Source organism: Pyxidicoccus sp. MSG2, from assembly GCF_026626705.1.
GTDB lineage: Bacteria > Myxococcota > Myxococcia > Myxococcales > Myxococcaceae > Myxococcus.
This window is the reverse complement of record NZ_JAPNKC010000001.1, coordinates 7,367,432-7,380,714: the sequence shown is the minus strand read 5'-3', so window position 1 is coordinate 7,380,714 and position 13,283 is coordinate 7,367,432. Positions and strand designations below refer to the sequence as shown.

Sequence of the window (13,283 nt, the reverse complement as noted above, 5' to 3'; positions counted from 1 at the left end):
CCGCCCGTGGTCCTCACGGGCCTCTCTGCCCTAAGTCGAACCCCGGCTCCGGGCCCGGCCTTCCCGGGGCTCCGCCCTTTCAGGAGGTCTCATGCCCGCACGACTCCGGGTGCTGTCCCTCGTGCTGCTCGCGCTCACCGCCTGCGTGCGCAACCCCGCCACCGGCAAGCGCATGCTGTCCCTCGTGTCCCAGGACGAGGAGATCTCCCTCGGCAAGCAGGGCGCGCTGGAGGTGAAACAGTCCATCGGCCTGCTCGACGTGCCGAAGGTGCAGGAGTACGTGGCAGCGGTGGGCCTGCCCATGGCGCGCCGCTCGGAGCGGCCGGAGTTGCCGTGGACGGTGCAGGCGGTGGAAGACCCGGTGGTCAACGCCTTCGCGCTGCCGGGCGGCCCCGTCTTCGTCACCCGGGGGCTGCTCACCCACCTCAATTCGGAGGCGGAGCTGGCGTCGGTGCTGGGGCACGAAATCGGCCACATCACCGCGCGGCACTCCGTGGAGCAGCTCTCCCAGGCGCAGCTCGCGCAGGTCGGCCTCGTGGTGGGCAGCGTCCTCAGCGAGGACTTCGCGAAGTATGGCGGGCTGGCCGCGGCGGGCCTCCAGCTCCTGTTCCTCAAGTACGGCCGCGACGACGAGCGCCAGGCCGACGAGCTGGGCTTCCGCTACATGCTGCAGGCCGGCTACGACGTGCGCGAGGCGGCCAACGTCTTCGTCACCCTCGGCCGCGTCGGTGAGTCCGCCGGAGGCGGCCTGCCCTCCTGGCTGTCCACGCACCCCGACCCGGGCGAGCGCGTCCAGACGGCTCGAGCGCGCGCCGAGCAGGCCAACGTGGACTTCACCCGCCTGAAGCAGCGGCGAGAGGAGTACCTCGCCATGCTCCAGGGCATGGCCTACGGAGAAGACCCACGCCAGGGCTTCTTCCAGGGCAGCCGCTTCCTCCACCCGGGCCTGCGCTTCCAGCTCACCTTCCCGCAGGACTGGAAGACGGCGAACCAGACGCAGGCGGTGCTCGCCGTCAGCCCCCAGGAGGAAGCCCTCCTCGGGCTGGCGACGGCGGGCAACGTGTCACCCCAGGAGGCGCTGAAGGCCTTCGTCACGCAGCAGGGCATCCAGGTGATGGACACGCCGGCCACGGGCTACCCGGCGGGCTCGGTGTACTTCCAGGCGCAGACGGAGCAGGGCACCATCAGGGGCGCCACCACCTTCTTCACACACGCGGGCGCGACATTTCAGCTGCTCGGCTACACGACGGCGGCGCAGTTGCCGGCGTACGACAGCGCCATCCGCGACACCTTCAACAGCTTCGGCGAGCTGACGGACCCGGCGGCGCTGGCCGTGCAGCCGGCCCGAATCGAGCTGGTGAAACTCGAAGCGCCCATGACGGTGCGCGAGTTCCACCAGAAGCACCCCTCCACCATTCCCGTGGAGGAGGTGGCCCTCATCAACGGCGTGCAGCCCGGGGACACGCTGCCCGCGGGCCACACGGTGAAGCGCGTCACGGGAGGCGTGAAGCCCGCGCCGTAACGCGCGGGGCGGCGACCTCAATCCTCGTAGCCGTCCTTGTCCGCGTCACCGCTCTCGTCGGTGCCGTGGTCGATGTCCTCGGAGTCGATGCTGGCGCTGCGGTTGATGGGACGACCGCCGCCGAACAGGAAGCCCAGCTTGAACTGCACGAAGCCGCCGCCGAAGCCGGAGGCCGTCTCGGAGTCCGACTGAGTGGTGTTGACCTCGCCCAGCACGGGCACGGACACGCCGACCTCGGGCATCAGGCGGAAGCCCTCGGTGACGCGCAGCGCGTAGCCCACGGAGGCGCCCACGCTGAGGATGTTGACGGCGGCGCCCTCATCCAGCGCGTTGCCGGACAGGCGGGTGCCGGTGACGCGGGGCCCGAGCACGAACTCCGAGCCGCCGCTCGTCTTGAAGCCCACCAGCAGCGGCAGGGCCACGTTGACGTAGCTGATGCTGGTGGTGTCGCTGCCGGAGCCCAGGAACACGCCCGACACGGAGGGCGCCAGGGAGATGGCCTTGCCCGGGTCTCGCGGGTCGGTCAGCAGGAACTTGCTCTGCAGCTCCACCAGGGACGAGCCGAAACGGACGCCGAGGTCCACGCTGTCGGACACTCCATAGCGCGCGGACAGGTCGACGTGGGGGTAGTAGATGCTGCCGCCGCCGACGTCGTCATTGATGACGGCCGCGCCGCCGACACCGGGCTCGATGCCGAACTGGAACTTGCCCGAACCCAGCGTGTCCGCCGTCTGCACCTGGCTGACAGAGACACAGCCGGTTCCAAACGCCATGAACAGCGCGGCACCCGCGACGACTCGACGCATCATTTGCTTTCCCCTCGAAACAGAACGCTCCGCAATGGAACGTGGCAGGCCTCTCGGACGTCGCGAGGGTCCCGATATTCACAAGAATTAACAGAAACTGGATTCGCCAATCAGAGGTCGAGGGAGACCCGCACGGCGAGGCGAAAGACAGACCGCGCATGAACGACGCAGAGCGGAAGCGACTCGAAGAGGCCTACCGGGCAACGCGCTACGTCATCCGGCCCCACGCCTTCACGGGAGGAAAGGAGTGGGTGTTGCGAGTGGGCGTGCTCCACCCCGAGCTGGACACCGCGCTGACCGCACGGGGCCACCGCGAGTGGGCCTTCCTGACGGCGTGGAACCCGGGCTCACGCCCGCGAAACAAGGACGAGAACGACCGGGCCCAGCAGCAGCTGAAGTCGGAGTTGGCGGCGGGAGGCTGGGAAGTGGTGGATGCCACCGGCGTAGCGGAGGACGAAAGCTGGTCCGAGGACAGCCTCTTCGTCCCGGCTCTACCGTGCGCGGAAGCCGAGCGCCTGGGCCGCGCCTACGGACAGGTGGCGGTGCTGGTGGGCCGTGTGGGCGAGTCAGCGGAGTTGCTGTTCTGCGTGGCCTCGCACACGGAGCGCTGACGAAGCAGCGATAATTACCTGGAACTCATTCCCCTGCAGATGCCGTCCGGCACCAAGGGCGTGTAACGACCCCAGTTCTCGGCAATGGCGTCACTCTCGGCTCACTGATCGGCGCTCACGCCGATTCGGAGGAAAGAACGCTTACTCCAAAAGCCGCCCGAAACTCTTGCAACTCTCCTCAAGCTGTTTCCGCTCTGGGCTCATGCTTGTCGCATACAGCAGCCACCCTCCTCCACATTCCATTCGCCAGAACGAATACCCTTGGAGGCGGCACGGCTTCCCTTCCTTCGCACCACCACAAACCTGTGCGAGGGCGCGGCGCAAGGGAGAGTCGGGCGCTTCGCGGTCCGACGCGCGTGACTCCCGTAGCCATACACTCGTCACGCGCCTCAGGTCGCCCTCAACGAGCGCTCCGAGACGGTACGCATTCGAGGCGAACATGTGTACGGACGACCAGGTGTCTTTTTCCTCTGATTGGTTCACCCAGCCCGCATCCTTCACGCTTCCAATCGAATATCCCGGCACTGGAAAGCAAAGGCCAAGGATTGCAAGCCCAGCACAAATCGATATCATGATATGACCTGCCACCATTCTTCGGGCCACGCGTTACGAGAGTCCTGCGGAGCTGTTGATGCCGTGCGCGTGGATGATGCTGCGGGGCAGGCATGGGCACGGCGAGCTCCGACCTCCGCAGGTGTCTTGTAGCCCAGCATGGAGGAGCAGGTGGGCCGTGTGGGCGCGCCTGCGGAGCGGCGGTTCATTGAGGACTCGCCCGCGGCCCGCCAGTGACTGGAGGTGACCTTGTCAGTCGCGGCACCAGCAGGACCAAGACTCCGACTCCAACAAACAACAGGTATGCCCCGAAGATGGAAGCCAGGTCCGTCTGCGGATTACTCCCGACCTGAACGACCATCGCACCTGCATACCCATAGGGCCGTTCAGGTCCTGTCAGCCGTCCCTCGCTTTCCTGCTGCTCCCACAGCACGTTCCGCAGCACGCCCTCGAAGCTCTTCCGGTAAGCGAGCGTTCCCGCTGCAGCCTCGGCGCTCTCTTCAATGGGAATGAGGGCCCAGACTGACTCGCTGGCGGCGCTTGCAGGCCCCTCCGAAGGAAGCAGCGGAACGCAGAGCCAGCGATCCCTTCCTCCACGAGTCATCACGGAAGATTCATACGCCGACTCGATATCGGGTCGGGCACTCACGACGACCCGACGTGACGTCGTCCACGCGAAGTCGCCGGACCGCAGCTTCTCCACGGCGACCGTGTGATGCCCCCAGTCGAGCAGGTGGAACCATCCTGGCAGGGCATAGAGGGTTCCGAGCAACAGACTGACTGCGAGCACTCCCGACTTCGATTTCCAGATGTGCCTGGTCAATAGGACCGGTCCGATAACAGGGAAGCCTCGGCTTCAGAGCCACCTACCACTGGCATCACATTATCGCACAGAACGCCAGGAGGATGAGCGCCACCGCTCCAAACCTCACGTCAGGAAGAACTCAGCGCGATACGGAATCGCTGCGGAGGCTTCACGCAGTCGCCACACGGTTACGACAAGGTCCGCCGACCCGAGCGGGTCCCCCCATCCTCCCGCTCCAGGAGCCGCTGCGATGCAATCGACCTCATCCCCACCGCGCCTCGGCGCGCGGCCTGGCACCTTCCTGCTCGCCGGAGCCTTCGTCACCGGCCTGCTCCTCTTCGCCCACGCCGGCTGCGGCAGCGACGACTGTGAAAGCGCCGCAGACTGCACCGACAACAATGGCGCGCCCTCTCAAGGACAGGAGTGGGTCTGCATCAACAAGACGTGCGAGACGCGCCCCACCGAGCAGCCCGCGACGGACGCGGGCACCGATGCCGGCACCACGGACGCGGGCACCGATGCCGGCACGGACGCCGGCCCCACCACGGTGAGCGTGCAGATTCTCGCGTTCAATGACTTCCACGGGCAGCTCGAGGCGCCCGCGGGCAGCGGCGGGCAGATTCAGACAGGCGTCCTGCCCGACGGCGGACCGGACCGGGTGAATGCGGGCGGCGTGACGTACTTCGCGAAGCACATCCAGGACCTGCGCGAGACGAACCCCAACACGGTGGTGGTGTCCGCGGGTGACCTCATCGGCGCCACGCCGCTCCTATCGGCGCTCTTCCACGACGAGCCCACCATCGAGGCGATGAACCAGATTGGCATCGACCTCGTCGCCGTGGGCAACCACGAGTTCGACGAGGGCAGCCCCGAATTGCTCCGCATGCAGGCGGGCGGCTGCCACCCGGTGGACGGCTGCCAGGACGGGGACGGCTTCGAGGGCGCGCGGTTCAAGTACCTCGCCGCCAACGTGGCCACCGCCGCGGACCGCACGCTCTTCCCCCGCTATGACATCCGCACCTTCGAGGGCGTGAAGGTGGCCTTCATCGGCATGACGCTGGAGGGCACGCCCGAAATCGTGACGCCCACGTACGTGTCCGGCCTGTCCTTCAAGGACGAGGTGGAGACGGTCAACAAGCTCGTCCCGGAATTGAAGCAGCAGGGCGTGGAGGCCATCGTCGTCGTCGTCCACGAGGGTGGCGTCGCGGCCACGGGCGCGCTGGTCAACGAGTGCAAGGGCACGGGCACCACGGACGGCCTCATCTCCGGCGCCATCGTGGACATCGCCAAGGGCATCGACGACGAGGTGGACGTCATCGTCAGCGGCCACACGCACAACGCCTACAACTGCCTCATCGACGGCAAGCTCGTCACCAGCGCCGCCTCGGTGGGCCGGCTCGTCACCGACATCGACCTGAAGCTCGACCGGGCGACGGGCGACGTGGTGGAGACGAAGGCCAACAACGTCATCGTCACGCGCACCGTGGCGGAGGACACGAACCTCAAGGCCTTGGTGACGAAGTACCAGGAGCGCTCCGCCCCGCTCGCCAACCGGGTCATCGGCTATATCGCGGCGACGCTCCAGACGCCGGGCAACCAGAAGGACCCGGTGGGCCAGTCCACCATGGGCTTCGTCATCGCGGACGCGCAGCTCGCCGCCACGAAGCCCGCCAACCTGGGTGGCGCGCAAATCGCCTTCATGAACCCGGGCGGCGTACGCGCGGACATCGCCGCGGGCGAGGTCACCTACGGCGAGGCCTTCACCACGCAGCCGTTCGGCAACAGCCTGGTCACCCTGACACTGACCGGCGCGCAGATTGAAGCGGTGCTGGAGCGCCAGTGGCAGCAGTCGGGCAGCAGCGTCATCACCCGCATCCTCCAACCGTCCGTGGGCTTCACGTACACCTACGACGCCACCCAGCCCATCGGCAGCCGCATCGACCCGGCGCAGATGCGCCTGGACGGTGCGGTCATCAACCCGGCCACCGACTACCGCGTCACGGTGAACAGCTTCCTGGCCACCGGCGGTGACGGCTTCGCGGTGCTCAACGAGGGCCGCAACCGCCTGGGCGGCGCCGTGGACACGGACGCCCTGGAGAACTACCTCAAGTCGAACAGCAGCGAGGCGAGCCCGCTTCCTCTCCCCGCGCTGGACCGCATCATCGGCATCCTGCCGCCGCCCGCGCCGTAGCGCCCGGCTTCACGCCCCGCCCTCTTCTTCCACGAAGGGGGCGGGGCGCCTTCCTCCTACCGCGAAGCGCCCGCCTGGAACGCGGCGCACTGGGGAACACCCGAGCCCGCCGTCACGCCCGGGGGCGAGGAGGGCCGCCACTCGTACGCGCCCAGGTCCACGCCGGCGCCCTGGGGCCGCGCCACGCCTTCCATGTCGATGAGCGGTGCCAGGGTGGCGCTCCCCACGTCAATGGCGGGCGAGCCCGGCTTGAGGCGCAGGTCATACGTGGCCGGACTCACGAAGAACGCCGCCGGGTCTGTCACCACGAGGTTGTGGTCCTCGCTCACGCCCACGTCGGCATTCGCGTACTGGGCCGCCAGGTTGTTTCGCACCACGCAGGCCTGGGGCGGGGTGCCATTCTTGTGTTCCGACACGCGAATCCACGGCGGACCGGGCTGCCCCGCCGCACCGTTGGGCTCCAGCACGGTGTTGTTCGTCACGCGCACGCCGCGCGCGCCCATGAAGGTGATGCCGTGGTAGTGGTCGGTGACGATGACGTTGTTCTCGACGACCCAGTCCACGAAGGTGCCGTCGAAGTTGCCAATGCCTTGCAGCGCGCAGCGGAACGGCTGATTCGGGTCCTCGTAGTTGAGGATGTAGTTGCCCCGGAGGACGACGTTGCGCACCTCGCCGGTCCCCACGCCGCCCGGGCCGTACGTCCACGACTGGAACCCGTCGCGGTGGTCGTTGTACACCTCGTAGCAATTCTTGACGGTGTTGTATTGGAACACGGAGTCGTCACCGAGCCCGCGCAGCCCGTCTCCGGAGAAGTTCTCCACCGTGTTGCACTCCACCACGGAGTCGTACGCCCCCACCTGGATGCCGTAGTTGACGTTCTTCAGGTGGTTGCCGCGGAGGACCAGGCTCCACCCATCGCCGACGATTCCGTGGCCCACCTTGCCCACCCAGTCGGCCTCGGTGAAGCCGCTGATGTCGGACACCGCCTGGATGACATTCCCCTCCAGGGTGATGTGGTGCACCGGCCCCCGGTAGTTGTGCCACTCGATGTCGACGAGGGTGGTCTTCTCCGGGACGGGCATGAACTCCGAGCTGATGTGCAGCCCCCGGAAGACCCAGTACGCGCTGGAGCGCACCAGCAGGCTGCCCAGGCGGGGCTCCTCACCTGGCGCGGCCGCCACCGTCACGTAGCCCGTGTTGTAGTGACTCGTGACCTCCACCTCGCCGTGATACCCGGTGCGCAGCCACAGCGTGTCGCCCGCCTTGACGGGGGCGCCCACGTTCCGGGGCTCCAGCACCTTGCCCTCGACATAGGGCAGCGACTCCCAGTTCTGGCTCTCCACCAGTCCGTCGTTGATGACCTCTCTCAGCGTCCGCCAGGGCCTCGCCGCGCTGCCGTCACCGTCGGGACTGCCCCGCACCGGGTCCACCCAGAACTCCGCGGCCCACGTACTCGTGGAGACAAGCACCAGCCCTACGAGGAGCAGCCGTGCCCACACTTGAACTTCCGTTGCTTTCGTAACCTTGCAGCAAATGCCGTCAGACCTCATGAGCCTCTCCTGGGTGCGTGACTCCACTTCACCCAGATGAGGCTCCGGCCCTGGCGCCGTCCCAGGAGAATCACGGGGCGCCCGCGGCCGGACGGGCCGCGGGCGCCTTCGCGGAAGAGCGCGCTCGGGCTACGGCAGCGTGCCGATGTACGCGACAATCGTCTTGGTCTGTTGCACGGCCGAGCGCAGGCCCAGACCGATGAAGACCTCGTTGTCGTTGGGGGTCTGATTGACGGCCTGGGAATCGAGCGAGCCGTACGGATTGATGCCGCCGTACAGCGGTTGGTACGAGCCGGCCATCCGCACACCGGAGGGCGTCACCACCACCTGGCGGGCATAACCGGTCAGGGTCTTCAGGTCATGAGAGCCCTGCTGGCCTGCCGCCACGCCGACGATGGCGTACCCGTCCGTCGCCTCCACCCAGGCCTCCGGGGTGCGGTAGGGGTTGCTGCCCGTGCGGTAGAGAATGCGCGGACCCATGGTGCCGTCCGCGTGGAGCTCGCGGTACTGGATGAGCAACTGCTCGTAGTTGCTGTCGGAGACGATGGAGCCGCCGATGCCGGTGACGACCCAGCGGTTGCAGTCGCTGCCCTGGAGGATGTTGACCTCGGGCTGCTGGCCCGACTCCTGGCCCGTGCGCTGCACCCGGTACTGGCTGATGAGCCCGTCCGCGGGCGTGCAGATGACAGGCGGCGGCGGCTCGTAGCACCAGTGCAGCGGGTTGGTCGAGTCACAGGGCAGGCAGCCGTAGTCGCGGATGGGGCTGCAGATGCCGACGCAGTCCGGTTCATCCACCGGGCAGATCTTGACCGGCGACTCCACGGAAGCGAGCGCGTCGGGGGCGACATCCACGGACGTCGCGCCCTCGGAGGCATCAGGGCTACAGGCGCTCAGGGCGGGAACCGCCGCGGTTGCAATCACAAGCAGCATGCGTCTGAATGACATTGCCTACTCCCGACAAATGAAAGTCCATGCGTCCGCCACACCGCGGAGCGCAGGAGATGGGTACGGCTTCGGCTCAGGGAACGACCAGCGGTCCGCGCACGGCGCGCGACGACAGACACTCCGTGCGGAGCCCTGGCGAGGGGAATGGATGCAGCAGTGTCCTCCCCGGAGCCCGTGTCCGGGGCTCCAGGTGTCGACATCAGGTAAACGCCAGGCCCGGAAAATTGTCGCAAGCAAACCGCCGACGGCGCGCGGCTGCCGGACGACGGCGCTTCAGTCCAGCCGCACCTTCGCGGCCAGGTGGTCCAGGAAGGCCCGCACACGGGCGGGGAGCTGGCCGCCCGCGCCAAGGAACACGGCGTGGATGGGCTCGGTGTCTCCGGGGTTGAAGTCCTCCAGCACGGCCACGAGCCGGCCCGCAGCCATGTCCTCCTTCACCTGGAACGCGGCGAGCCGGGCAAGTCCCAGCCCTCCGAGCGCGAGCTGGCGCAGGGCCTCGCCGTCACTCGCGTGGGCATTGCCGCGTGGCATCACCGTGATGGGCGCTCCCCGCTCCACGAGCGGCCAACCCTCCACCGCGCGCGCGTAGCCGAAGCGGAGCAGGTTGTGCCGCGCCAGCTCCCTCGGCGTCGCCGGAGTGCCGGCGCGCTTCAGGTAGGCCGGCGCCCCGACGATGACCATGCGCGTCTCGCCCAGCTTGCGTGCGACGAGGTCGGAGCTCTTGAGCGGCCCGCTGCGAATCGCCACGTCCGTGCGCTCTTCCAGGAGGTCGACCACCGCGTCGGTGAGGACGAGGTCCAGGCAGACGGCCGGGTGGCGGGCGAGAAACTCGGGGACGAGGGGCAGCAGGAAGTGCCTCCCGAAGGGCACGCTCGCGTTGACGCGCAGCAGGCCCCTCGGCGTGGTGCTCGTGGCGGCCCCGCGCTCGGCCTCCTCCAGGTCGGCGAGGACGCGGACGCTCCGCTCGTAGAAGGTGACGCCCTCCGGGGTGAGCTGGAGCTTCCGCGTGGAGCGATTCACCAGCCGGGCGCCCAGCCGTCCTTCGAGGCGGGCCACGAGCTTGCTCACCGCGGAAGGCGTCATCCGGAACGCGCGCGCCGCGGCGGAGAAGCCGCCCAGGTCGACGACCTTCACGAACACCTCCATCTCTCCCGAGCGGTTGACGTCCAGACGCGCCATCGTGAATTCACCTCACAAGTCCTATGCCGTGAGCCTGTGCGGTCCACGAGCGGTGCGGAGCCCATTATCAGGAGCGTTCGCGCGCCCGCGCCATTTCCACGGGAGTCAGGCTCATGAGTCCGAAGAACAAGGTCGCCCTGGTCGTCGGAGCCCAGGGAGTCATCGGCCGCAACCTCGTCAACCACCTCGCGTCGCTCGGCGACTGGGACGTCATCGGCCTGTCGCGGCGGGGCGGCCCCGCGGAGGGCCGCGTCCGGCACGTGGCGGTGGACCTGCTCGACGCGGCCGACTGCCGCGCGAAGCTGGGCGACCTCATCTACGTCACGCACCTCTTCTACGCCGCGTACCAGGACCGGCCGACCTGGGCGGAGCTGGTGCCGCCCAACCTCGCGATGCTGGTCAACGTCGTCGACGCCGTGGAGCCCATCGCCCCCGGCCTGCGGCACGTCAGCCTGATGCAGGGCTACAAGGTCTACGGCGCGCACCTGGGCCCGTTCAAGACGCCGGCCCGCGAGACGGACGCGAACCACATGCCGCCCGAGTTCAACGTGGACCAGCAGGCCTTCCTGGAGGCGCGGCAGAAGGGCAAGGCGTGGAGCTGGTCCGCCATCCGCCCGTCCGTGGTGTGCGGCTTCGCGCTCGGCAACCCGATGAACCTGGCGATGGTCATCGCCGTGTATGCCGCCATCTCCAAGGAGCTGGGGCTGCCGCTGCGCTTCCCCGGCAAGCCGGGCGCGTACGACTCGCTGCTGGAGATGACGGACGCGGGGCTGCTGGCGAAGGCCACGGTCTGGGCCGCCACCGACGAGCGCTGCGCCAACCAGGCCTTCAACATCAACAACGGCGACCTGTTCCGGTGGAGCGAGCTGTGGCCGAAAATCGCCCGCCACTTCGGCCTGGAGGTCGCCCCGCCGCTGCCCATGTCGCTGGACGTCGTCATGGCCGACAAGGAGCCGCTGTGGAAGCGCATGCAGGAGAAGCACGGCCTGGAGCGGCACGCCTATAAGGACGTGTCCTCCTGGCGCTTCGGCGACTTCGTCTTCTCCTGGAACTACGACATGTTCGCCGACGGCTCGAAGGCGCGCCGCTTCGGCTTCCACGAGTACGTGGACACGGAGGCGATGTTCCTGGGCATCTTCGACGACTTCCGGCGCCGCCGCGTCATCCCCTGAGCCGCCGCACACCCACACGGCCGGGGGAGGCCAAAGGGACTACCCTGCGGGAGGAGGTCCACCGCATGGCCAGGCAGTTCCCCCAGCTCGAGCCCGCCCACCGTGAGTTCATCCAGCGTCAGCGGCTGTTCTTCACCGCGTCCGCCGCGTCCACCGGGCACGTGAATCTCTCACCCAAGGGGCTCGACTCGCTCCGCGTGCTCGACGAGAAGACGGTCGCCTGGCTCGACCTCACCGGCAGCGGCAACGAGACGGCCGCGCACCTGCTCGCGGACGGGAGGCTGACCCTCATGTTCTGCGCCTTCGAGGGGCCACCCATGATTCTGCGCCTCTACGGGCGCGGCCGGACCCTCCGTCGTGGCGGCCCCGACTACACGCGCGTGCTCACCGCCCACTTCGGCGGCGAGGAGCCGCTCGGCGCGCGGCAGATCATCCTGCTCGACCTCGAGCTGGTGCAGACCTCGTGCGGCTATGCCGTGCCGCTCTACGCGTTCGAAGGTGAGCGCCCCACGCTCACGAAGTGGGCCGAGGCCAAGGGACCAGAGGGCCTCGACACCTACCGGCGCCAGAAGAACGTCCGCAGCCTCGACGGGCTGCCGACCGGCCTCCTCGACGAGAACGCCTGACCTCAGGGAGGCGGCACCCCTCGGCCCTGGCTCGCGCCGGGCACGCCGAGCCCGCTCCCGCCCTCGGCCGGCCTGGGAAGCTCGCCCGGAATGATTTCGATTTCCTGCACGCGCGTCACCTGGCGTGCCAGCTCGTCGAACTCCAATTCCAGTCCGCGTCCGGGCTTGTCCGCCAGCGCGAAGCGGATGCGCCAGTAGTTGGGGCGCAGCTCCACCGCGTCGCGGTCGGCCTCGGCCAACAGGAAGCTGTTGTTCCGGGCGTATTCCTCCCCCGCCTGGATGACGTCCCGCTGCCCGAGCTCCAGCTGGATGGGATATGCCGAGGGAGGCTCGGGCGGCCTGCCGGTGGGCGACGTGGCGCAGGCGAGCCCGGCCATGAAGGCGGGCACGAGGGAGCCGAAGGCGAGTAGGAGGCGACGTGGGGGCATGCCTGAAGCTTGAGCATGCGCCATGCCATGCGCAGCCAAGGGAGCGTGCGGAGACGTCGCGCAGAACCTGCGCCTGCCAGGGCCACCAGCGCGGAGCCTGCGCCAGCGGCCGGCGGGAATTCCAGGCGCCGGACCCGGAAGCGCACGGCCACGCGTCAGAAGATACGTACGGCCGGAAGCGGTCGGCACCCTCTCGCCTGGAGCGCTCCCGGTCCATCAGGCCGCCCGCTCGCCGGAGCGGGCGGAGGCGTCGCCAGGGACTACTTCCCGGCGGTGGGGGAGATGATGCGCTGCTTCTCCACCACCTCGTCGATGAGGCCGTACTGCCGGGCATCCTCGGCGCTCATGAAGTAGTCGCGCTCGGTGTCCTTCTCGATGCGCTCGATGGTGTGGCCCGTGTGCTTCACGATGAGGCCGTTGATGTAGCTGCGCAGGCGGAGGATTTCCTTGGCCTGGATGTCGATGTCCGTGGCCTGGCCCTGCGCGCCGCCCAGCGGCTGGTGAATCATGATGCGGCTGTTGGGGAGCGCGTAGCGCTTGCCCTTGGCGCCGGCCAGCAGCAGCAGCGCGCCCATGGAGGCGGCCTGCCCGACGCAGATGGTGGACACCGGACACTTCACGTACTGCATGGTGTCGTAGATGGCGAGGCCGGCCGTCACCGAGCCACCGGGCGAGTTGATGTAGAGGTTGATGCCCTTGTCGGGGTCCTCGGACTCCAGGAACAGGAGCTGGGCCACGATGATGTTGGCCACGTCGTCGTTGACGGGCGTGCCCAGCATGATGATGCGGTCCTTGAGGAGCCGGCTGTAGAGGTCGTACGCCCGCTCGCCGCGGTGCGTGGTCTCAATGACGAAGGGGACGTTCATGGCCCCAGTACCCTAATCCCCCTCGTTCCC

General features: G+C 68.2%; 11 protein-coding genes. 5 read left to right on the top strand and 6 right to left on the bottom strand.

Annotated features, from left to right (window positions below; translation table 11 throughout):
• Positions 1-91: 91 nt before the first annotated feature.
• Positions 92-1,522: a M48 family metalloprotease gene (locus OV427_RS29090; protein WP_267859452.1), complete on the top strand. Its 1,431-nt coding sequence runs from the start codon at positions 92-94 to the stop codon at positions 1,520-1,522.
• Between the two features lie 17 nt (positions 1,523-1,539).
• Here the strand turns inward: OV427_RS29090 and OV427_RS29085 are convergent, their stop codons facing one another.
• Positions 1,540-2,331, bottom strand: coding sequence for a hypothetical protein (locus OV427_RS29085; protein WP_267859451.1), 792 nt, complete (start codon positions 2,329-2,331; stop codon positions 1,540-1,542).
• A 155-nt stretch (positions 2,332-2,486) separates the two neighbouring features.
• Between OV427_RS29085 and OV427_RS29080 the strand changes: the two genes are divergently transcribed.
• Both OV427_RS29080 and OV427_RS29075 read left to right on the top strand, forming a co-directional pair.
• Complete coding sequence (locus OV427_RS29080) at positions 2,487-2,939, top strand: DUF3293 domain-containing protein (protein WP_267859450.1); 453 nt, start codon at positions 2,487-2,489, stop codon at positions 2,937-2,939.
• A 1,607-nt stretch (positions 2,940-4,546) separates the two neighbouring features.
• Positions 4,547-6,487 carry a bifunctional metallophosphatase/5'-nucleotidase gene (locus OV427_RS29075; RefSeq protein ID WP_267859449.1) on the top strand — a complete coding sequence of 647 codons (1,941 nt, stop codon included), beginning with the start codon at positions 4,547-4,549 and terminating at the stop codon, positions 6,485-6,487.
• Positions 6,488-6,543: 56 nt separating this feature from the next.
• Here the strand turns inward: OV427_RS29075 and OV427_RS29070 are convergent, their stop codons facing one another.
• The 3 genes from OV427_RS29070 to OV427_RS29060 form a co-directional block, all read right to left on the bottom strand.
• On the bottom strand, positions 6,544-7,986 hold the full coding sequence (locus OV427_RS29070; protein WP_267859448.1) for a right-handed parallel beta-helix repeat-containing protein: 1,443 nt from the start codon (positions 7,984-7,986) through the stop codon (positions 6,544-6,546).
• Between the two features lie 180 nt (positions 7,987-8,166).
• Complete coding sequence (locus tag OV427_RS29065; RefSeq protein WP_267859447.1) at positions 8,167-8,982, bottom strand: hypothetical protein; 816 nt, start codon at positions 8,980-8,982, stop codon at positions 8,167-8,169.
• 273 nt (positions 8,983-9,255) lie between these two features.
• Positions 9,256-10,161 carry a LysR family transcriptional regulator gene (locus OV427_RS29060; RefSeq protein WP_267859446.1) on the bottom strand — a complete coding sequence of 302 codons (906 nt, stop codon included), beginning with the start codon at positions 10,159-10,161 and terminating at the stop codon, positions 9,256-9,258.
• 113 nt (positions 10,162-10,274) lie between these two features.
• Here OV427_RS29060 and OV427_RS29055 point away from each other — a divergent pair, with 113 nt between their 5' ends.
• Both OV427_RS29055 and OV427_RS29050 read left to right on the top strand, forming a co-directional pair.
• Positions 10,275-11,333 carry an SDR family oxidoreductase gene (locus OV427_RS29055; protein ID WP_267859445.1) on the top strand — a complete coding sequence of 353 codons (1,059 nt, stop codon included), beginning with the start codon at positions 10,275-10,277 and terminating at the stop codon, positions 11,331-11,333.
• Between the two features lie 65 nt (positions 11,334-11,398).
• Entirely contained in the window at positions 11,399-11,959 is a 561-nt protein-coding gene (locus tag OV427_RS29050) for a pyridoxamine 5'-phosphate oxidase family protein (RefSeq protein ID WP_267859444.1), read from the top strand.
• Between the two features lie 2 nt (positions 11,960-11,961).
• On the opposite strand, the gene OV427_RS29045 is transcribed toward OV427_RS29050, so the two are convergent.
• Both OV427_RS29045 and clpP read right to left on the bottom strand, forming a co-directional pair.
• Positions 11,962-12,387 carry a hypothetical protein gene (locus OV427_RS29045; protein ID WP_267859443.1) on the bottom strand — a complete coding sequence of 142 codons (426 nt, stop codon included), beginning with the start codon at positions 12,385-12,387 and terminating at the stop codon, positions 11,962-11,964.
• A gap of 260 nt (positions 12,388-12,647) precedes the next feature.
• Positions 12,648-13,253 (bottom strand): ATP-dependent Clp endopeptidase proteolytic subunit ClpP, encoded by a 606-nt coding sequence (clpP, locus tag OV427_RS29040; RefSeq protein ID WP_164002197.1) that lies wholly within the window; start codon positions 13,251-13,253, stop codon positions 12,648-12,650.
• Positions 13,254-13,283 lie beyond the last annotated feature (30 nt).